The sequence below is a fragment of the Mariniphaga sp. genome (assembly GCF_041687215.1).
Classification (GTDB): Bacteria; Bacteroidota; Bacteroidia; order Bacteroidales; family Prolixibacteraceae; genus Mariniphaga.
In genome coordinates, this window is record NZ_JAWLCI010000002.1 from 190,646 (window position 1) to 210,303 (window position 19,658).

Consider the following 19,658-nt stretch of genomic DNA (forward strand, 5'->3'; position numbering starts at 1 on the left):
TCAACCTCCAAAAATGAAACTGCGAAATTAACAATTCACTTCGAATAAAGAAGCACACTTCAATTAATGGTGTTGTTCCCTTAACAAATCGTTTACGGTTTTTACCGGATTAAACGTTTCAATGGGAACTTCAACAAAAAGCGTGTTCCAGTTGCTCATGGCCCCGTTCCACAAACCGGGCAGTTCCTGTGCCTTTAAATCTTTTCCGTCTTTTGATTTTTTTGAAATAAAACCTGTTGACGGGTCAGTAAATTCAGTCAGGTTATATTTTACACCTTTATAATTTTTTATTCCGCAAACCAAATCAACCGGGTTAAAATGTGTGGCATGTTTTGAAATGGTTTGTTGTTGCACACTTTCCGGATCAATCTGGGAACTTTCAACCACCTGAAGTGAAACCGTACCGTCAGGATTTTTTGTCCAAAACGGTCCACCGCCAGGTTCACCTTCGTTTTTCACCATCCCGCAAACTCGTAACGGGCGATTGTATTTTTCCCGAAGGTAATGAAAAAGCTCTTCTTTCTCAGTATAGTACTGGTTTTCCGGTGGTTTTGTATTTAACGTATTTTCCAGAAAGTTGGCGGCTTCGGCCAAAAATGCACTGTCAAGGGCAGCCGGATGTTTTTCGTTTAATGATTTTTGATATCTGAAAACCTTTTCCTGGTATTTCAATAATATTCCTCCCAATGCTTTTTTGTATGCAATTGTAGGTTGTTTCAGGCGATCGGGCACCACGTTATCGATATTCTTGATGAAAATAAGATCGGCATCCAAATCGTTCAGATTTTCAATGAGCGCACCGTGACCGGCAGGTCTGAAAAATAAACTTCCGTCTGCTTCGCGGAAGGGTTCGTTTTCCATGTCAACTGCAATGGTGTCGGTTGATGGTTTTTGCAAACTGAAGGAAACTTCAAAAGTAACACCCAGCATTTTTTCATATTGGTTTTTCACTTTTGACAGGAGTTCCTCAAAAACCTTTTTATGTTCGGGCGAAACGGTAAAATGCAATCTGGTGACATTATTTTTGTCTTTTGCATAATGAGCGCCTTCCACCAAATGCTCTTCAAAAGGTGTCCGTTCACCATGGGTATATTTATGAAATTTGAGCAATCCTTTAGGAAGTGAACCGTAATTCAAACCTTTTTCAAGCAGCAGAAATTCAATCCAGTTTCTGCAAACTTCTTCGGCTCCCATATCTGCAATTGCCTTTTTCAAATCGCTGAAAAAGGCAAATTTTTCTTTATTTACCAGAAACTGCCTTGCTGCAGCATTTTTCGCCAGGGTAATCTCAGGGTCTTCATCATCCTCACATTCATCAAGGGCTTCAAACAAAGCTTTAAACATGCGGCTGGCAGCTCCTGAGGCAGGCACAAATTTTAGTGGTACTGTACCGGAAGAAACCAGTTTATCGAACCTTTCATCGTTCTCCTCTACACCTTTATTGTCAAGTTTAATAATTCCGTTACCAACAGTGGCAGCTTCAATCACCTCCAAAAATGGAAAACCTGTTTTAAAATTTTCAATTTGTTTTTGAACTACTTCAAGCTGGCTGCCACGTTCTTTTATCTGAATTTTATCTTTTTGAGAAAACATAGTTTCCGTTTTAATTTCCAAATCTAAAAATAGAAATAAGATTTAGTTTTGAAAACAATTACAAAGCTAGTTTAAACAAAGTTTTCAATTATTTTTTAACAGGAGTAAAAAGAATACTGTAAATTGCGTGCAAAATGCAAAAGTTTGATTGGGGGCACACCAAGCGTTACAACGATTTTCCGACCTACTTCCGTAATCTGTTTTCGGAAAGGGTGCAAAAAGTTTCGGTTGATGCGGGTTTTACCTGCCCCAACCGCGATGGTACCAAAGGTCGCGGAGGTTGCACTTACTGCAACAACAAAACCTTTAAACCCACCTACTGCAATCTCGAAAATTCAGTAAGCTACCAGGTTCAGCAGGGCATTCGTTTTTTCGAAAAAAAATACAAATCGATGCGGTTTCTGGCCTATTTTCAGGCTTATACCAGCACCTGGGCGCCGCTCGAAAATTTGATTCCGTTGTACGAAGAAGCCCTCCAACATCCGAAAATAATTGGCCTGGTAATTTCTACCCGGCCCGATGCCGTAGATGAAGAACTCCTGGATTACCTGGCAGACTTGAGTAAAAAAGTTTATGTGATGGTGGAATTTGGTTTGGAATCGCACCTCGATAAATCACTCGAAAAAATGAATCGCGGCCATACTTTTTCTGAATCGGTTTGGGCGCTGGAACAAACAGCAAAAAGAAAAATCAATAATTGCGCTCACCTGATTTTGGGACTTCCGGGCGAAAACAGGAGTGACTGGATGGAACAGGCCCGGGTTATTTCACAACTGCCTGTTAATAATTTAAAACTGCACCAGTTGCAAATTCACAAAGGTACGGCACTGGAAAAACATTTCAGAAAAAACCCGGATGATTTTCATCTTTTTTCTGCCGAAGAATACATTGATCTGGTGGTGGATTACCTGGAGTTGTTAAATCCTAAAATCATTGTAGAACGGTTTATCAGCCAGGCCCCGCCCGAAATGCTTATTGCCCCGAAATGGGGATTAAAAAATTTTGAATTCGTTGCAAAAGTAGAAAAACGTTTGGCCGAACGGGATACCTGGCAAGGCAGAAACTTCAATGTTTAATTTTTGTCTTAAAGTTGGACTTCCTGAAATCTGTCATTTATTTCTGACATTAGTTTAAAAAACGGTTTAAATTGGCTGTGACACTGACAAATATCAAACCGTTTTATTTGTTAAATGATTTCAAATTGGTTAATTTAACACCCGGCAGCATACTGATTTTCAGACTAAAAAGTCCTTTTCTGAAAAATTACAACAAAATTTTTGCTGGCCGAATAAATTTAAAACCGGTATTTCTGATGGATAAAATACAAACCATAAAAAGCATTTATTCCCAAATTTCCCTGGTGGGCGCAAAAAAGGAAAACTATGTTCTGGCAACGGTTACCAGTGTTTATGGTTCAACTCCACAAAAACCGGGAAGTTCTGCATTATTCGGAAAATCTGGTTTGATTGCCGGCACTGTTGGCGGCGGTGCGGTGGAACACAACATCAGCAATATAGCTCTGGATGCCGTTAAAAATAAAAAATCAGGTTACATTAAGTTTAACCTCACAAATCAAATCGACGAAGAAAACGGCCCCATTTGCGGTGGCGGAATGAATATTCTGGTGGATGCTTCTCCTGAAAAACATGCTAAAATTTTTGCTTCTCTTCAAAATTCTTTGGAAAAACGAATTCCCGGAATTCTGCTAACTTTTGCAGAATCTCAGAATCAGGAAGAATTCAGCATAAAACGCCATTTTTTAACCAGCGAAAATAAATCTGAAGCAGGTTCCCTCCTAAAAACAGATGTTTTAAAAGTGGCTTCGGAAATGTTGAACTATCCGGTTCGGAGTGATTTCAGGGAGATGGTAATTCAGGAAACAAAACACGAAAGCAGGCAGTATGTATTTTTCGAAACTATTCTACCACCTCCACGACTACTGATTGCCGGTGCCGGCCATGTGGGAAAAGCATTGTCGCACCTCGGAAAACTGCTCGATTTTGAAGTGCTGGTTTGGGATGACCGGGTGGAATACTCCAACAAAAAGAATCTGCCCGATGCCGATCATACTTTTTCCGGCAACATGAAAAAAATCTTTAATAAGGCTGAGCCTGATAAAAACACGTACATTGTTATTGTTACCCGCGACCATAAAAATGATGCAGAAGTGCTTAAAACTTTTATTGGGAGTAATGCCGGGTACATTGGGATGATGGGTAGCAAACGAAAAATCGTTCAGCTAAAAGAACAGTTCATTGAAAATGGTTGGGCCACACCAGATGAATGGAACAAAATTTATACGCCCATTGGGTTAGAAATACACTCCAAAACAGTTCAGGAAATTGCTGTAAGTATTGCAGCGCAGCTTGTTCAGGTGAGAAATGAAATAAATGTAAAAAATGGATAACATTTGGGCAATCATATTGGCTGCGGGAGCGTCAACGCGCATGAAAACGCAAAAACTTCTCCTTCCATGGAACGGAAAAACCATTATTGAAACAGTGGTTGAAAATGCAAGCAAATTAGTTCAATCAAATGTAGTTGTGGTCCTCGGTTCACATCGAGAAGCTATTTCGAAACAAATCAAAAAGCCGTATCTGAGGTACACCGTTAACCATAATTTTCAGGATGGAATGTTGTCTTCTGTAATTTGTGGATTTCGTGCTCTTCCTGAAAATGCAGATGCTGCCTTTATCTGTCTGGGAGACCAGCCTCACATTTCTCCAGGCATTTTCCGGCAGGTTGCAGAAGCATGGAAAACATCGAACAAGGGAATTGTAATTCCAACATTCGACGGCAAACGTGGACATCCGGTTCTGATTGAAACAAAGTATAAAAATGAAATTGAGAAGTTGGAACCGGAAAAAGGATTACGCGTCCTTTCTCAAAAGTTTGCAGAAGATGTACATGAAGTTGAATGTGGTTTTGCTGAAATTTTAAGAGATATTGACACACCGGAAGATTACAAAAATGAATTAATTAACAATCAATAATACATTACAAAATGAAAGAAAAAATTCAGTTTACATTAAATGGCAAGCAAGTGGAAGTTGAGGTTGAAGGCGACCAGACTTTGCTTTGGGTTTTGCGCACAAACTTTAACCTGACCGGTACAAAATACGGTTGCGGTTTGGGTTATTGCGGTTCTTGTACTGTGCTCATGGACGACGACCCTGTGCGGTCGTGTGGAATTTTTATGGAAGATGTATCAGGTACGCACATCGTTACAATTGAAGGCCTGGCTAAAAAAGGCGAACTCCACCCCGTGCAGCAGGCATTTGTTGACCATGATGCTTTGCAGTGCGGATTTTGTACTCCCGGAATGATTTTAAATGCAGTTGGTTTGTTAAACCGAAATCCGGAACCTTCGCGACAGGATATTATTGACGGAATGGAAGATAACCTTTGCAGATGTGGCGCCCACAACCGGATAATTGACGCTGTTGCATCAGCATCTAAAGTGATGAAAGGAGAACTCCAAAAATGAAAGCAAGTCAAATTGATAAATTCTATTTTCACGATGTGGACACTCCTCCGAAAAAATTCGATCGGCGCGATTTCATTAAAAATCTGGGCGGAGGAATTTTTATCGTTTTTTCACTTAGCCAAATGGCTTTTGCAAAAGGTTTTAAATATGCGCAGGAAGATGATTTACCTGAATTTAATGCCTTTTTACGAATTAAAGAAGATGGCAGGGTAGATTGTTATTCCGGAAAAATTGAAATGGGGCAGGGAATTAACACTTCGCTGGCACAAGCCCTGGCCGACGAACTGGAAGTGGATGTTCACCAGGTGGATATGATAATGGGCGACACTGACCTTTGCCCTTACGACGACGGAACCTGGGGCTCAATGACCACCCGGTTTCACGATCCGCTCATTCGTGCAGCAGCAGCAGAGGCAAGAGAAGTGCTAAAAAAACTGGCCTCTGAAAAACTGGAAATTCCGGTGGAACAACTGAAAGCTACCAACGGAATGATTGTAGCCAAATCGGACGATAACAAAAGTATTTCCTATGCCGAACTGACCAAAGGACAAAAAATAGTTCAGGCCGTATCTCAAAAACCAATTCTGAAAAAAGCTGACCAGTTGAATGTAGTAGGAAATTCCTTTAACCGGTTTGATTCTGTAAAAAAAGTTACAGGTGCAGCACTTTATTCAGCGGACATCAGATTACCAGGATTGATGTTTGCCCGGATTTTAAGGCCTCCTGCCCACGGAGCCAAAATGGTTTCTGTAAATACTTCAGCAGCCGAAGCCATGGAAGGAGTTAAACTTTTACGCGAAGAAGATTTTATAGCAGTTCTCCATGCTTCCCCCGAAAAGGCCGAAAAAGCAGTTGCCGCCATTAAAGCCGACTGGGAAGTTCTTTCTTCAAAAGCAGATAACGAGAGCATTTTTGAACACATTTTGAAAACGGCTGACAGTAGCCGGATTCGGCACGAAAATGGTGATTTGGAGACCGGAAGAAAAGAGTCGGACCTGATTTTTGAACACGAATACCATGACGGTTATAAAGCACATGCTTCTATTGAAACTCATGTTGCAACAGCGGTTTATGAGAACGGAAAAGTAACGTTATGGGCTTCTTCGCAAACACCTTTTGGAACCCGGCGTGAAGTTTCAGAAAAGTTAGGACTTTCGCTTGAAAACGTTCACCTGAAACAAATATTTCTGGGCGGTGGCTTCGGAGGAAAAATTTATAACAGACAAGCTGTGGAAGCAGCCCGAATTGCCAAAATGGTTGAAGGAACGCCTGTTCAACTTATGTGGACGCGGCAGGAAGAATTTATGTACGACATGTTCCGTCCGGCTGCCGTTATAAAAGTTAATTCGGGAATAACCAAAGAAGGAATAATCAAGTACTGGGATTTTAACATTTACTGTGCCGGCGACCGTGGCACCGATCTTTTTTACGGAGTTTCGCACCATCGCACCATCACACTTGACGGCGACGGAATTCATCCGTTCGGAACTGGCGCGTGGCGCGCCCCGGGTAACAACACCAACACATTTGCACGCGAATGTCAAATCGATATTATGGCGCATAAAATCGGAATGGATCCACTGGAATTCCGGTTGAAAAACATGAACAACCAGCGGGCAATCAACTCGCTGAAAATTGCTGCCGATAAATTTGGCTGGTCCAAAACCAAACCGCCCAAAGGAATTGGCCGAGGTATTGCTGTTGGAGTGGATGCCGGAACACTTGTAACTATTATTGTGGAAGTAACAGTTGACGAAAAAACCGGCGAAGTAAAAGTGAAACGGGCAGTTGTTGGACAGGATATGGGTCAGGTTATAAATCCTGAAGGAACCAAAATTCAGGCTGAAGGTTGCGTAAATATGGGGCTTGGTTATTCGCTGACGGAAGATATTGAATTCGATTGGGGTGAAGTAAAATCCAACAATTTTGGTAACTATAAAATCCCATTGTTTTCTCACATTCCTGAAAGCATTGAAACAGTTTGGGTGGATGCCATGGACGAACCTCCACAGGGAGGCGGTGAACCGGCTATTATTTGTATGGGAGGAGCAGTGGCAAACGCCATTTTTGAAGCCTGTGGAGCCAGGGTTTTCAGGTTGCCAGTTACACCTGAACGAATTCTGGCAGCTTTAAAATAAAAATTACAAAAAAGCATCGGTATTTTAACGTTAAACTTTTCAAAATGAGTGAATCAGAAATCTACCAGGAATATACCCCAAAAAGTAAAATAATGATTCCGTTACACCGGAGAGATTTCTTTAAAATAGCCGGTGGCGGATTGTACATCTTTTTCCAGTTGGGAAATCCGTTCAAGATTTTAAGTGCTGAAGGGGAACAGCGCCGAAGCCTTCCGGAAGATTATAATGCATTTCTCCATATTGCTGAAAATGGAGAGGTTTCCTGCTTTACCGGGAAAATTGAAATGGGACAGGGAATTATCACTTCCCTGCCCCAAATGATGGCCGACGAGCTGGATGTTCCGGTGCAGAATGTTAAAATGGTAATGGGCGATACCCAACTTTGCCCCTGGGATGCCGGAACATTTGGTTCTCTTACCACCCGGGCCTTTTCACCATTTATGCGTAGGGCGGCTGCCGAGGCCAGGGCTGTGCTGTTTGAAATGGCTGCCGAAAAACTTGGTGCAGGTGTAAATGAGCTCGATGTAAAAGAAGGCGTCATTTTTTTAAAAAATACACCTGGCCAAAAAATTTCATACGGAGAATTGACCAGCGGTAAAAAAATTGCCCGTTACCTGGATGAAAAGCCTGATTTTAAGGATTATTCCGAATTTAAAATCATGGGGAAATCAGTTAAACACCAGGATGGAATAATAAAGGTAACCGGAGAGGCCAAATATACCGGAGATATTCGACTCCCAGAAATGTTATACGCCAGAGTTTTAAGGCCACCTTCACATGGCGCCACCCTTACAAAAGCTGATACTTCTGAAGCAAAAAAAGCTGAAGGGGTGACGGTGGTTGAAGAACGCGATTTTATTGCAGTGCTTCACAAAGACCCGGAAATGGCCGAAAAAGCGCTACGGTTAATAAAAGCAGAATACTTGTTCGATGAAAAAAAGGTGGATGAAAAAACCATTTTTCAATACCTGCTCAACTCAAATCCGGAAGGCAATGTAAACAACAGTGAAGGCGACCTCGAAACCGGGAAAACCATTTCAGATACCATTATCGAGAGTGAATTTCACGACGGTTATGTGGCCCATGCAACCCTTGAAACCCACACAGCGGTTGCACAGGTTGAAGGTGAAAAAGTAACGGCCTGGGTTTCCACCCAAACGCCATTCCCGGCTCAGGAATCCATTTCCCGCGAATTGAGATTGCCATTGGAAAATGTTCGGGTAATAACACCATTTTTGGGTGGTGGCTTTGGGGGAAAATCGCCGCACAGACAGGGAATTGAAGCCGCCCGCTTATCTAAAATAACCGGGAAACCGGTTATAGTTACCTGGGACCGGAAGGAAGAGTTTTTTTACGATACCTTTCGTCCGGCGGCGGTGGTGAAAATCACTTCAGGAATGGATAAATCGGGTAAATTAACCTTGTGGAATTACAACCAGTATTTTGCCGGCGCCCGAGGCTCTGATACGATTTATGATGTGCCGCATCAAAAAACCACCAGCTACTCAAAAAATGGTGTACATCCATTCGGAACAGGGGCATGGCGAGCACCCGCGAACAATACCAACACCTTTGCGCGTGAATCGCAGATTGACATGATGGCAGCAAAAGCAGGTATCGACCCCATAGAATTCAGATTAAAAAACCTGAAAGACCCGCGGATGATTGCCGTTTTGGAAGCACTAAAAGAAAAAACCAATTGGAAACCGGACAAATCGCCTGGTGGACATGGATTTGGTATTGCCTGTGGATTTGATGCCGGAACTTACGTAGCGCACATGGCCGAAGTTAAAGTGGATAAATCAACCGGAAAGGTCCAGGTGATACGCGTAGTTTGTGCCCAGGAAATGGGATATTGCGTAAATCCACAGGGAGCAACCATTCAGATGGAAGGGTGTATTAATATGGGATTGGGATACGCGTTAACCGAAGACATTGAATTTACCGGTGGCGATGTAAAAACAACCAATTTTGGCACGTATGAAATTCCAAAATTCTCATGGATTCCCAAGATTGAAACGGTAATTCTTGACCGGAATGAACCGCCACAGGGAGGTGGTGAACCGGCAATTATTTGCATGGGGGCGGTTATTGCCAATGCCATTTTCGATGCAACCGGTGCCAGGTTGTACCAAATGCCTATGACTCCGGAAAGGGTACTTGAAGCATTAAAAAAAGCAAATTAGCACCGTTGCTGAAATATCAATGCCAATATTCCGGCATTTTGTGTACTGGTTTACCTGCTCTGGTAAAAAGGTTTGCATGAAGAAGTATTGAAATTTTCCGGTTCTATTCCCAGTCAAGCAGGCGCTTTTCTCCCTTCAGGTTACGAATTTCGGTAACATCCTGACTTACTTCAAGTACGCCTTTATATTCGCCATTTTTATTACGTAAAGCAAAATACTGAATGAGAATAAATTTGTCTTTCATCTGAATCCAGAATTCAGCTTTTTCCTTTTTACCGGCCCGGAAAGCTTTAACAATTTCTTCCACAACATGTATGCTTTCAGGTGGATGGCAATTTTGAACTGACCGGCCAATTATGGCAGCAGATCGTGGAAAAATCCGGTCTTTTCCCCGGTTAAAAAATTTTACCGTATCATTTTCATCAACCAGAGTAATTTCAACAGGAAGGGAATTAAAAACGAGAAGCGCCTGTTCAACATCCATAAAACCAGTTTCTGACCAGATTCCTGAAATTTCATTTGCATCAGGTGTAGAAAACTTTTTAGTGCTGTTGTTTTTTTTGGTTTTTGGTTTTTCGGGCGACTCAATAAACGGAAAGTGATATTCAAAACTTTGAATGTGCATTTCTTCCCACTCTTCTTTTTTAATGGTTTCTGATGCAATCGGATAAAGTACAAGTTCCTCCTTTTGTATCATGCCGAAAGCCAGAAAAAAGTATTTCCCTAAAACCCTGGTGAAATCCTCCCATTGGGTTTTGCTGTTTTCCAAAAGCTGCACAAGATTTTTCAGTGTTTTTCGAATGTCGTCGTGAATAGACCACATCACTTTCAGCGGACGGTAATCATTCCAGTTTTTTTCGAGAAAAGGAAATAAAATATTCTCCTTTTTCAAATAATGACTTTCAAAACCAAATAATTCCCTAAAATTGGGAAGCAGTTTTTCCTGCATTTCTTTAAAGTCATCATTTTCGCGCCCCTTGTAACTTTTAATTATTTTTTTAATCTGGTTCAGTTTGAACGTAAGCGCACTGTTTTCAAGCAAAAGATAATACAAAAAAGTTCCTTCTCCGGGTTTTTCCCAGGGATAGTTTTTCAGGTACTTAAAAAATATATTGATGACCTTATCGATATAAACCTTAATAAGTTCCGGACCAATTCCCATCTGCATCTGGCGGTCTTCCAGCTTCAGCATGTCGAAGGGTGTAATGTGTTCAATGGCATCCTTATATTTTTCAATAAGTTCTTTGCCGTTCTCGCCATTCATTATTCCCAGGGAAACCGCCAACAGGTCATCCAATCGTTTTTCGCTGTTATTAATGAATTCAGACATGAAAGATTAATGCTTCTGTGTACGATCATCAATTACTACCAGCCGGTATTTCTGTCCCCGCATAATTACCCGGTGCGCATCGATGTGTAAATGTTTGGTTACAATTTTATTGTGAATGTAAAAATCGCGAATCAAAACCAACTCTGACAAATTTGATCCTGAAAGCAAATCTCTCATCTGACAATGTTTGCAAAAATTACTTTCTGAATCGGGGATTTTATCGCGTTGCGTACAACCCATAATTTCGCAAAATTCGTGTTCCAGAATATCACCTTTGTCGCTTTTGGTCAATTTCTGAAAAGCTTTGTTAAAATATTTCACCTTGAAATTATGATCGGTGAGAAAAATCGCCTGCGGATGGTGTTCAATAATTTGGTTTAGCAGGTCGTTGGCTTCCTCAATACGTTGAAATTCGAGTCTCATGACAATCAGCTTTAATGGGTTAGAAACTATTGGCCAATTTCTTTTTTTTTTTAGAAATCGTTTAAAATTCGTTAAAACCAAAGTAGCAATTAAAATTTATATTTTCAACCTAACATGTTTTAGAATATTAAAAAACTTTTCAACCGGTGTTTTCAGGAATCAGCAGAGCCAAAAACACGTTTTAGTAAAGCGGTCACACGTGCAGCAGGATCTTTTCTTATCAGCTTTTCTTCTTCTCCAATTTTAAGAAACAATCCATCGAGGGCCTTTCCCGTAAGGTACTCATCCAGTTTTGTTTCCACCGGTTTTAGTCCGGCAATCTGCCCTACTAGCGAATTGGCCACCTCATTCCATTTCGAAGTTAGTGTATCCCAGCTCTGCGAAGTGGAAACATTTCCCACAAGCTTTTTGTCCAGTGACTGCTGAATTTTTGGTTGGTACAGATTATATAAACCATCGTAAGTGGTTCGGTGCAAATACATGGTTGCTGCATTGTTTTCGCCTCTCAATATCCCAACGGCATCGTTAATGGTCATGCTTTTAATACTGTTCACGAAAATGGGTTTGGCTTCCAAAACTGCATCTTCGGCAGCCCGGTTAATGCTCAGCAAAACATCGTCGAGCAGTTGCTGACCGCCGGGAACCCGACCAATGTTGGTTACAATAACATCAGCTTCGGGAGGAAGCAGAATTTTCACCAGTTCATCTTTGTAATACCCGTCGGTTACACCCAGAATATCTGCAGATTTATTTGTCCCCACAATAAGGGCCTCTTTTAATCCGGAAATAATTTCAGATTGGGTAAGGGGCTTGTCATCTTCAAGGGTTTGCCTGGCAAATTGCTCCAGTTCTGCACATGAAAATAAAACAAACATCAGAAAAGAAAAAATGGAAATGCGTGTTTTCATATTGTTGATTTTTCCTGTAAAGATAATTATTTGAACAACTGTTTAATCATATCTTCTTTCCCTTTTGCTTTCAATTCCTGAATAATCGACTTCCGGTATTCGCGTTTGTACCAAAAGAAAAACTTGCGTTGTTCACGTTTGTCTTTCTGGTTGCGGGCGGTGTAAACTTTTTCCATGGTGTAAGGATGGTAACCGGAATAGTAAATTACCGTGGCCAATGTCATTGGAGTTGGTGTAAAGTCCTGAACCTGCTCCAGCCTGAAATCCATATTTTTGGTTTGAATGGCCAGATTCGCCATATCTTCCGATTTGCTTCCCGGGTGACTTGAAATAAAATACGGGATGAGCTGCTGATCCAGCTTTTCTTCTTTGTTTATCTTTTTGAATTCCCGGTTCAGCTCCTCAAACAGTTTAAACGAAGGTTTCCGCATAAATTTCAGCACTTCGTCGGAAGTATGTTCCGGCGCCACTTTTAATCGTCCTGAAACATGATTTTTAATCACTTCACGCAAATACTGCCGGTTTGTTTTGTCGGTTTCTTCATTACCGGATTTTTCCAAAATCATGTCGTAACGAATGCCGCTTCCCACAAATGCTTTTTTTACGTTCGGATTTTCTCTCACTTTTTTATACAAGTCGAGCATTGGTTTATGGCTGGTATCCAAATTCTTGCAAATTGAAGGAAATATACATGAGGCACGTTTGCATTTCCGGCAAATTTCTTCGTGAATACCTTTCATTTTATACATGTTGGCAGAAGGGCCGCCCAAATCGGAAATGTATCCTTTAAAATCGGGCATTTGGGTCACTTTTTCTACCTCTTTTAAAACCGACTTTTCCGAGCGGCTCACAATAAATTTCCCCTGGTGTGCCGAAATGGTACAAAATGTACAACCACCAAAACAACCCCGGTGAATATTTATGGAATGGCGAATCATTTCGTAGGCAGGAATGGTTCCTTTGCCGGTGTAACGCGGATGTGGCAGCCGGGTGTAGGGCAAATCGTAAACCCGGTCAATTTCCTGCTCGGTAAACACTGGCCAGGGCGGATTCACCACAACCATTCTATCACCAACCTGCTGCACAAGCTTTTTAGCTTCCATTTTATTCGATTCTTCCTCGATGTGCATAAAATTACGGGCAAATTTTTTCTTGTCTCCCAGACAATCCTCGTGTGATGAAAGTTCAAATTCATTCCATTCCTTCCGGGTAGCATATTTTTGCTCTTTCTCCACTAAAAATGCTGTTTGTGGAATTGTGGTGAGGTTTTGAACCGGCACTCCTCGCTGCACCAGTCGTGAAAATTCCACTATCGATTTTTCACCCATTCCGTAAAAAAGAATATCAGCGCCGGAGTCCACCAATATGGAAGGCATCAGCCGGTCCGACCAATAATCGTAATGGGTTACGCGCCGCAATGAAGCTTCGATGCCACCTATTATTAAAGGAACATCAGGATAAATTTTTTTCAGAATATTGGAATAAACAATGGTAGCATAGTCGGGTCGCTGATCTGTTCTTCCGCCGGGTGTGTAAGCATCGTTGGAGCGTTTGCGTTTGTTGGCGGTGTAATGATTTACCATCGAGTCCATGTTTCCACCGGTTACGGCAAAAAACAAACGAGGTTTCCCCAGTTTCTTAAAATCGCGCAAATCATCTTGCCAGTTGGGTTGCGGAACAATGGCCACTTTCAGTCCTTCGGCTTCTAAAATACGTCCGATAACTGCTGCGCCAAACGAAGGGTGATCGATGTAAGCATCGCCGGTAAACAAAATAACATCGGCTTGCTCCCACCCCAAAAACTTCATTTCTTTTGCCGTAGTAGGCAACCAATTTCCGGTATGTTCAAAATTCATTTTCATAATAACTCCTGCCAAGATTAACAATTTATTTCCGGTTTTGATGAAAATACTGTTATTTTTGTTTTTTTGATTGTGCTTGGCTTTCCCTGGAAAACGTTAAAAATATTCAATGGAAATATTAAAACTGAAGGACATTTTTAAGGCTCCTCCTGCCCTTTCACTTTTTGGAGGTGAATATTTCGCCAAATTTCTGATGTACATTCTCCGGTTCAATAAACTCAATAAAATTTATGAGCAAATTGCATCCAAAAAGGGAATTGACTTTATTGATGAAATAATAAATGTGCTTGAATTCAAAATTGAATTTGACGAAAACGAATTAAAAAAAATTCCGGCAACCGGACCTCTGATTGTAGTTGCCAACCATCCTTTTGGAGGTTTTGACGGATTGCTGCTCATCAAATACCTTTCGCAGATAAGACCAGATGTTAAAGTTATCGGAAATTTTCTGATGCAGAAAGTTGAACCGGTTTCAGAATATTTTATCAGTGACAATCCGTTTAAAAATAATGAACCTGATAAACAGGAAAAAGAAAGCAAAGGGATTAGGGAGGCTGTCAACCATTTGCAAAACGGGGGTGTTTTGTGTTTGTTCCCGGCTGGCGATTTGAGCACTTATGGAACTTTCGACAGCATTACCGACCAGGTTTGGCAATTCCCGATTGTAAAGTTTGTAAAAAAGGCCAGGATTCCTGTTGTTCCGGCCTATTTTCAGGGAACAAACAGCCGGCTGTTCCATTTTTTTGCTAAAATACATCCCTCCTTGCGCCAGGTGAGACTGCCATCGGAGTTACTCAGTAAAAAGCATAAAACCATTAAATTGCGTATTGGAACTCCCATTAAAGTTGAAGACCAGGATAAATTTTGTGATGTTTACCAGTTTGGGCGTTTTCTCAGAGCCAAAACATACAGCATGGAATCTCCAATAGAGGTGAAACGTTTCTTTAATTATAACCTGAAACCGCAATACAAACCTGAAACCATTATCGAGCCCGTTGCCAAAGAGAAAATACTGGCTGAAATTGAAAAAATCAAAACCGACTTTACACTTTTCAACCTAAAAAACTACACGGCCTTTTGTGCACCATCGGAAGAAATTCCAAATATTTTAACTGAAATCGGGCGGTTGCGGGAAATTACTTTCAGGGAAGTTGGCGAAGGGACAAATCGCAGCATCGATATTGATGAATTCGATTTGTATTACCACCAAATGTTTATTTGGGATGAAGAGGAAGAACGAATTGTGGGAGCTTACCGAATTGGCAAAGGGAAGGACATTCTGGAACAATACGGAAAGCGCGGCTTTTACCTGCAATCGCTGTTTAGGATAAGTGACGAATTTAAACCCGTTCTGAACGAAAGTCTGGAACTGGGCCGCTCATTCGTAATAAGGGAATATCAGCGAAAACCAATGCCATTGTTCCTGCTGTGGAAAGGAATTTTGTATTTCCTGCTGAAGAATCCTGAATACCGTTACCTGATTGGCCCGGTTAGCATCAGCAACAACTATTCAAAAATTTCGAAAGACCTCATCATCCGGTTTATTATGCAGAACCACCTGAACTGGAAAATGGCACAGTTTGTTAAACCGCGAAACAGTTACAAATTTAAAAGCGACAATGCAGACATTAACATTCTGATGGAAAACATGGAACGCGACATTAACCGGCTTGATAAAGCCATCGGCGATTTGGACGAACTCAACTCGGGGCTGCCGGTTTTGCTGAAAAAGTACATTAAACTGAATGCCAAAATTATCGCGTTTAATGTCGATCCAAAATTTAACAATTGCCTCGACGGGCTGATTGTACTTGATGTGAACGATGTTCCCAAAGGCACCATTGAATCGCTTTCGAAGGAAGCCAACGACGGATCAATTCTGGAACGGTTTTATACACACCGGGAATAGCTGATTACTTCCAAAACTCAAACATCTTGCCTTTTGCACCGAAAACCGGGTCATTTTTTGGCAACGGAACGCGTGAAATGTTTTTTCTGGCACTTTCCGTTTCAGTCTCTTTGCCGTAATTCATATCCCAGCTTTGACCGTCGGGGTAAGCGCCAACCACTGCAAATCCGTCACCGGAATCTATGCGTTTGTGGGCAGTTCCGGCAGGTAAAACCACCAAATCTCCCCGTTCAATTTTAACCGGATCATTTTCCGGTCCGCCAAGTTGAACAACTGCCCAGCCCGAATAAACACCAAGTGCTTCATGCGCAGTTGAATGGTAATGCTGAAAATTGTAAATTCCATTTCGCCAGGAACCTCCCCAGTTGTTTTGCGCTAAAGTTTTTTCAATTTCTGAAGCCGGGTCAGAACTTGAAAAATCAAATACACTTTTATACAACAAAACCGGCAAATCCAGATTGTTGGGAAAATTTCCGTTTTCAGAAAAAAGTATGGTTTTTATTTCTGCTGATGAATTTATTTGTGCCTGCATACCATTAAAAATTTGAAGCGTGAAAATCAGTAAAACAAATCTTAACTGCATTTCATTAAAATTTATACGATTCAATTTTTACAACAAGTTAAGGATACTTTTTGTTATTTTGCCGCCTTAAAATTGCTGAATATCCAACAATAAAAAAATGATCAGAAAAACAAAAGATTATCTGCTTTTAACGCTCAAAGGAATGGGAATGGGAGCAGCGGATGTGGTTCCTGGTGTTTCGGGCGGAACCATTGCATTCATTACAGGAATTTACGAAGAGTTGATTGACTCCATCAAATCAATAAACCTGAATGCATTGAAACTTTTCTTCTCATTCAAATTAGCTGCATTTTGGAAAGCCATTAACGGGAACTTTCTGGTGAGTGTTTTGCTCGGTATTGGAATCAGCATATTTTCTTTGGCCAAAGGATTAGAGTACTTGCTTCACCACTACCCTATTTTGGTGTGGTCATTCTTCTTTGGGCTGATTGTAGCCTCTGCCATTTACATTGCCCGAACCATAAAAAAATGGGATGCCGGAACTGTTATTGCAGGATTTTTGGGAATTGTGGTGGCTTATTTCATCACAGTCATTTCGCCTGCTGAAGCCAATACCACGTGGTTGTTTATTTTCATTTCGGGTTCCATTGCTATTTGTGCCATGATTTTACCAGGAATTTCAGGCAGTTTTATATTGGTATTGCTGGGCATGTACAAATTTATTTTATCGGCAGTAAGTGATTTGAACATCCCGGTACTGCTTGTATTTATTGCAGGTGCAGCTATCGGAATCATTGCGTTTTCCAACCTGCTTTCGTGGTTGCTGAAAAATTTTCACAACATTACCATTGCTGTGTTGTCGGGTTTTATGGTAGGTTCGTTGAATAAAATCTGGCCATGGAAGGAAGTAACTGAAACATTTGTTGACCGGCATGGCGAAATTTTGCCCCTTGTTGAAAAAAATATTTTACCCGGAACCTACGAGAACCTGACCGGAAACGAACCCTGGCTGTTGGGTGCTATTCTTTTGGCTATTGTTGGTTTTGCGCTTATTTTTGTGGTTGAAGGATTAACAAAACAGAAAAAATGAAAAAAAAATACGGATTGATTGGCTACCCGCTAACCCACTCTTTTTCAAAACAGTTTTTTACTGAAAAATTTGAAAAGGAAAAAGTGGATGCTGTTTATGAAAATTTTGAGATAGAAGACATTTCCTGGTTTCAGGATATTGTGAGAAACAATCCGGACCTGGTTGGACTGAATGTAACCATACCCTACAAACAACTGATAATTAATTTTTTACACGAACTGGACAAAGCAGCAGAGGAAATAGGCGCTGTAAATACTATAAAAATTAAACGAATAGGAGAACGAATTCATTTAAAAGGATTTAACACCGATATCTGGGGTTTTGAAACCTCGTTGAAACCTCTGGTAAAAAATTACCACAAAAAAGCTTTAATATTAGGAACCGGAGGTGCTTCCAAAGCTATAAAATATGTATTAAAAAAACTGGGAATAAATTATATCTCAGCCTCTATAGAAGAATTACAGAAAAACGAAATTAGCTATAAAGAAATCGATAAAAAGATGATGGCGGAACGGCTGCTTATTATCAATGCCACGCCGCTTGGAACATACCCGAAAGTTGAAACGTTTCCCCCAATTCCTTATGAATTTGTAACTGAAAAACATTTGTTGTTCGATCTGGTTTACAATCCTGAAGTAACCCAATTCATGGAAAAAGGAAAAGCAAAAGGAGCCATCGTAAAAAACGGTTATGAAATGTTGTTGCAACAAGCTTTAAAATCTTATGAAATCTGGAATGCCTGAAATGGGTTTTATAGGTGATATGGCGCTTTTCAAATGGAAATAAGAAAATCTGCTGAATTACTATCTTTGTAAAAAAAATTAAATGAAAGCGATTGAATTGAATTCACGAACTGATAAAAAAGGGTATTTAAAAATAAAATACCCACTTGAAAAGTCAGAAAAAAATGTTCGTATTTTGATACTTGTGGATGAGGACAATAATGAGACAGAAGAAGAAGAATTGTGGCTAAAAGCAATTTCTCAAAATCCAGCCTTCGACTTTTTAAAAGATGAATCAGAAGATATTTATTCATTAAATGACGGAGAACCCTTCAATGATTAAAAACTCCGTAGTTCTTGTCCCTTTTCCGTTTGATGACTTTTCTGAGCTGAAAGTCAGGCCTGCACTATGTCTTACCCGGGAAGTTGGAAAACATAAACATGTTGTTATTGCTTTCATTTCAAGTAAGATTCCAAATGAATTTCTGAAAAGTGATCTCATCTTGGAAAAAAATTCAAAATTATTTCAGGGAACCGGCCTGGCGGTGGATTCTGTTATTCGCTTGCACAAACTTGTCACAAAACCAAACCTACTCATTAAGAGAAAATTAGGAATAATTGGTGTTCAAACAGAAAATGAAGTAAAAAAAAAAATTACAGAACTCTTTTTTGAAAAATAAGATTACATGCAGGAAAAGAAAAAAATATTATTTGTCTGTATGGGGAATATTTGTCGTTCGCCCAGTGCAGAAGCGGTTTTTAAAGGAATGGCCTTAAAAGAAGGTGTTATTGGAAAATTCGAAATTGATTCGGCCGGCACTGGTGCCTGGCACACAGGCGAACCGGCTGACAAACGCATGCAAAAACATGCGATAAAAAGAGGTTACAATCTTACAAGCATTGCCCGGCAATTTGATCCCGACATGGATTTTGACCGTTTCGATTTAATTGTTGCCATGGACGACGAAAATGTGCAATCGCTGAAAAGCATGGCGCGCAATGAAAGCGACTTGGATAAAATTCATAAAATGACTGATTTCAGGAAAGAGTGGAATTACGATGAAGTTCCCGATCCGTATTATGGTGGCGATGAGGGTTTTGAACTGGTACTCGACCTGCTGGAAGACGCCTGTGAAGGATTACTGGAAAAAATGAAAAAATAATTCTTCTGTATTTAATGAATAATCTCAACCGATATGGAAACAACACCCGGTTCATGCTCCAATACATCTGCAAGCTGCTTTACATCGAGCTTTTCCGTAACGCCTACAAGAAAAGTTACCCGATCGGTTGATTCGTTGATGTTCCGTTCGAAACCCGTAGAATTGATCCGGACATCAAAGTTTTGAAGAATTTTTTTGACTGATTGCAGATCGGAGTCTTTCTTTTTCCTGTTTTGTGCAGCGACCTGATCGCTCAAAAAATCATTCCTAATTATCAGTGTTTTATGATTTAAGTTTTTGAGATTTGGGTGTCCCGTTGTAATT

The 19,658-nt window shown here is 40.6% G+C and carries 19 protein-coding genes; 12 read left to right on the top strand and 7 right to left on the bottom strand.

Going from position 1 to position 19,658, the window contains the following annotated elements; translation table 11 throughout:
• Nucleotides 1-63 precede the first annotated feature (63 nt).
• The gene (locus tag ACESMA_RS02035) at nt 64-1,593 is read right to left on the bottom strand and encodes a DUF4301 family protein (protein WP_372947088.1); all 1,530 of its coding nucleotides are present in this window, start codon (nt 1,591-1,593) and stop codon (nt 64-66) included.
• 134 nt (nt 1,594-1,727) lie between these two features.
• Between ACESMA_RS02035 and ACESMA_RS02040 the strand changes: the two genes are divergently transcribed.
• From ACESMA_RS02040 to ACESMA_RS02065, 6 genes are all read left to right on the top strand, one after another.
• On the top strand, nt 1,728-2,669 hold the full coding sequence (locus ACESMA_RS02040; protein WP_372947089.1) for a TIGR01212 family radical SAM protein: 942 nt from the start codon (nt 1,728-1,730) through the stop codon (nt 2,667-2,669).
• Between the two features lie 236 nt (nt 2,670-2,905).
• Entirely contained in the window at nt 2,906-4,000 is a 1,095-nt protein-coding gene (locus ACESMA_RS02045; protein WP_372947090.1) for an XdhC family protein, read from the top strand.
• On the top strand, nt 3,993-4,586 hold the full coding sequence (locus tag ACESMA_RS02050) for an NTP transferase domain-containing protein (RefSeq protein ID WP_372947091.1): 594 nt from the start codon (nt 3,993-3,995) through the stop codon (nt 4,584-4,586). The genes ACESMA_RS02045 and ACESMA_RS02050 overlap by 8 nt, the downstream gene beginning before the upstream one ends.
• A gap of 11 nt (nt 4,587-4,597) precedes the next feature.
• The gene (locus tag ACESMA_RS02055; RefSeq protein ID WP_372947092.1) at nt 4,598-5,080 is read left to right on the top strand and encodes a (2Fe-2S)-binding protein; all 483 of its coding nucleotides are present in this window, start codon (nt 4,598-4,600) and stop codon (nt 5,078-5,080) included.
• A complete protein-coding gene (locus ACESMA_RS02060; RefSeq protein WP_372947093.1) occupies nt 5,077-7,218 on the top strand; it encodes a xanthine dehydrogenase family protein molybdopterin-binding subunit in 2,142 nt (713 codons plus the stop codon). Before ACESMA_RS02055 ends, ACESMA_RS02060 begins: the two co-directional genes overlap by 4 nt.
• A 44-nt stretch (nt 7,219-7,262) precedes the next feature.
• Nucleotides 7,263-9,404, top strand: coding sequence for a xanthine dehydrogenase family protein molybdopterin-binding subunit (locus tag ACESMA_RS02065; protein ID WP_372947094.1), 2,142 nt, complete (start codon nt 7,263-7,265; stop codon nt 9,402-9,404).
• Nucleotides 9,405-9,507: 103 nt separating this feature from the next.
• Here the strand turns inward: ACESMA_RS02065 and ACESMA_RS02070 are convergent, their stop codons facing one another.
• The 4 genes from ACESMA_RS02070 to ACESMA_RS02085 form a co-directional block, all read right to left on the bottom strand.
• Nucleotides 9,508-10,734, bottom strand: a complete 1,227-nt coding sequence (locus ACESMA_RS02070; RefSeq protein ID WP_372947095.1) for a DUF438 domain-containing protein — start codon at nt 10,732-10,734, stop codon at nt 9,508-9,510.
• Nucleotides 10,735-10,740: 6 nt separating this feature from the next.
• Nucleotides 10,741-11,157: a PAS domain-containing protein gene (locus ACESMA_RS02075; protein WP_372947096.1), complete on the bottom strand. Its 417-nt coding sequence runs from the start codon at nt 11,155-11,157 to the stop codon at nt 10,741-10,743.
• Between the two features lie 152 nt (nt 11,158-11,309).
• Complete coding sequence (locus tag ACESMA_RS02080) at nt 11,310-12,065, bottom strand: DUF4197 domain-containing protein (protein ID WP_372947097.1); 756 nt, start codon at nt 12,063-12,065, stop codon at nt 11,310-11,312.
• Nucleotides 12,066-12,091: 26 nt separating this feature from the next.
• On the bottom strand, nt 12,092-13,921 hold the full coding sequence (locus ACESMA_RS02085) for a YgiQ family radical SAM protein (protein ID WP_372947098.1): 1,830 nt from the start codon (nt 13,919-13,921) through the stop codon (nt 12,092-12,094).
• A 115-nt stretch (nt 13,922-14,036) separates the two neighbouring features.
• On the opposite strand from ACESMA_RS02085, the gene ACESMA_RS02090 reads away from it, so the two are divergent.
• On the top strand, nt 14,037-15,836 hold the full coding sequence (locus ACESMA_RS02090; protein WP_372947099.1) for a GNAT family N-acyltransferase: 1,800 nt from the start codon (nt 14,037-14,039) through the stop codon (nt 15,834-15,836).
• A 4-nt stretch (nt 15,837-15,840) separates the two neighbouring features.
• Here the strand turns inward: ACESMA_RS02090 and ACESMA_RS02095 are convergent, their stop codons facing one another.
• Complete coding sequence (locus ACESMA_RS02095) at nt 15,841-16,419, bottom strand: hypothetical protein (RefSeq protein WP_372947100.1); 579 nt, start codon at nt 16,417-16,419, stop codon at nt 15,841-15,843.
• A gap of 97 nt (nt 16,420-16,516) precedes the next feature.
• Between ACESMA_RS02095 and ACESMA_RS02100 the strand changes: the two genes are divergently transcribed.
• The 5 genes from ACESMA_RS02100 (at nt 16,517) to ACESMA_RS02120 (ending at nt 19,334) form a co-directional block, all read left to right on the top strand.
• The gene (locus ACESMA_RS02100; protein WP_372947101.1) at nt 16,517-17,449 is read left to right on the top strand and encodes a DUF368 domain-containing protein; all 933 of its coding nucleotides are present in this window, start codon (nt 16,517-16,519) and stop codon (nt 17,447-17,449) included.
• Nucleotides 17,446-18,192: a shikimate dehydrogenase family protein gene (locus ACESMA_RS02105; protein WP_372947102.1), complete on the top strand. Its 747-nt coding sequence runs from the start codon at nt 17,446-17,448 to the stop codon at nt 18,190-18,192. Before ACESMA_RS02100 ends, ACESMA_RS02105 begins: the two co-directional genes overlap by 4 nt.
• A gap of 82 nt (nt 18,193-18,274) precedes the next feature.
• Nucleotides 18,275-18,514: a hypothetical protein gene (locus ACESMA_RS02110; protein ID WP_372947103.1), complete on the top strand. Its 240-nt coding sequence runs from the start codon at nt 18,275-18,277 to the stop codon at nt 18,512-18,514.
• Nucleotides 18,507-18,851 (top strand): type II toxin-antitoxin system PemK/MazF family toxin, encoded by a 345-nt coding sequence (locus ACESMA_RS02115; RefSeq protein ID WP_372947104.1) that lies wholly within the window; start codon nt 18,507-18,509, stop codon nt 18,849-18,851. The genes ACESMA_RS02110 and ACESMA_RS02115 overlap by 8 nt, the downstream gene beginning before the upstream one ends.
• Before the next feature lie 6 nt (nt 18,852-18,857).
• Nucleotides 18,858-19,334, top strand: coding sequence for a low molecular weight protein-tyrosine-phosphatase (locus ACESMA_RS02120; protein WP_372947105.1), 477 nt, complete (start codon nt 18,858-18,860; stop codon nt 19,332-19,334).
• Nucleotides 19,335-19,345: 11 nt separating this feature from the next.
• Here the strand turns inward: ACESMA_RS02120 and ACESMA_RS02125 are convergent.
• Nucleotides 19,346-19,658: hypothetical protein (locus tag ACESMA_RS02125; RefSeq protein ID WP_372947106.1), on the bottom strand; the 313-nt coding region annotated here is incomplete at its 5' end.

Coding starts and splice junctions, on each gene's coding strand:
- ACESMA_RS02035 (WP_372947088.1), bottom strand. CDS start 1,593: ATGTTTTCTCAAAAAGATAAAATTCAGATAAAAGAACGTGGCAGCCAG.
- ACESMA_RS02040 (WP_372947089.1), top strand. CDS start 1,728: ATGCAAAAGTTTGATTGGGGGCACACCAAGCGTTACAACGATTTTCCG.
- ACESMA_RS02045 (WP_372947090.1), top strand. CDS start 2,906: ATGGATAAAATACAAACCATAAAAAGCATTTATTCCCAAATTTCCCTG.
- ACESMA_RS02050 (WP_372947091.1), top strand. CDS start 3,993: ATGGATAACATTTGGGCAATCATATTGGCTGCGGGAGCGTCAACGCGC.
- ACESMA_RS02055 (WP_372947092.1), top strand. CDS start 4,598: ATGAAAGAAAAAATTCAGTTTACATTAAATGGCAAGCAAGTGGAAGTT.
- ACESMA_RS02060 (WP_372947093.1), top strand. CDS start 5,077: ATGAAAGCAAGTCAAATTGATAAATTCTATTTTCACGATGTGGACACT.
- ACESMA_RS02065 (WP_372947094.1), top strand. CDS start 7,263: ATGAGTGAATCAGAAATCTACCAGGAATATACCCCAAAAAGTAAAATA.
- ACESMA_RS02070 (WP_372947095.1), bottom strand. CDS start 10,734: ATGTCTGAATTCATTAATAACAGCGAAAAACGATTGGATGACCTGTTG.
- ACESMA_RS02075 (WP_372947096.1), bottom strand. CDS start 11,157: ATGAGACTCGAATTTCAACGTATTGAGGAAGCCAACGACCTGCTAAAC.
- ACESMA_RS02080 (WP_372947097.1), bottom strand. CDS start 12,065: ATGAAAACACGCATTTCCATTTTTTCTTTTCTGATGTTTGTTTTATTT.
- ACESMA_RS02085 (WP_372947098.1), bottom strand. CDS start 13,921: ATGAATTTTGAACATACCGGAAATTGGTTGCCTACTACGGCAAAAGAA.
- ACESMA_RS02090 (WP_372947099.1), top strand. CDS start 14,037: ATGGAAATATTAAAACTGAAGGACATTTTTAAGGCTCCTCCTGCCCTT.
- ACESMA_RS02095 (WP_372947100.1), bottom strand. CDS start 16,419: ATGCAGTTAAGATTTGTTTTACTGATTTTCACGCTTCAAATTTTTAAT.
- ACESMA_RS02100 (WP_372947101.1), top strand. CDS start 16,517: ATGATCAGAAAAACAAAAGATTATCTGCTTTTAACGCTCAAAGGAATG.
- ACESMA_RS02105 (WP_372947102.1), top strand. CDS start 17,446: ATGAAAAAAAAATACGGATTGATTGGCTACCCGCTAACCCACTCTTTT.
- ACESMA_RS02110 (WP_372947103.1), top strand. CDS start 18,275: ATGAAAGCGATTGAATTGAATTCACGAACTGATAAAAAAGGGTATTTA.
- ACESMA_RS02115 (WP_372947104.1), top strand. CDS start 18,507: ATGATTAAAAACTCCGTAGTTCTTGTCCCTTTTCCGTTTGATGACTTT.
- ACESMA_RS02120 (WP_372947105.1), top strand. CDS start 18,858: ATGCAGGAAAAGAAAAAAATATTATTTGTCTGTATGGGGAATATTTGT.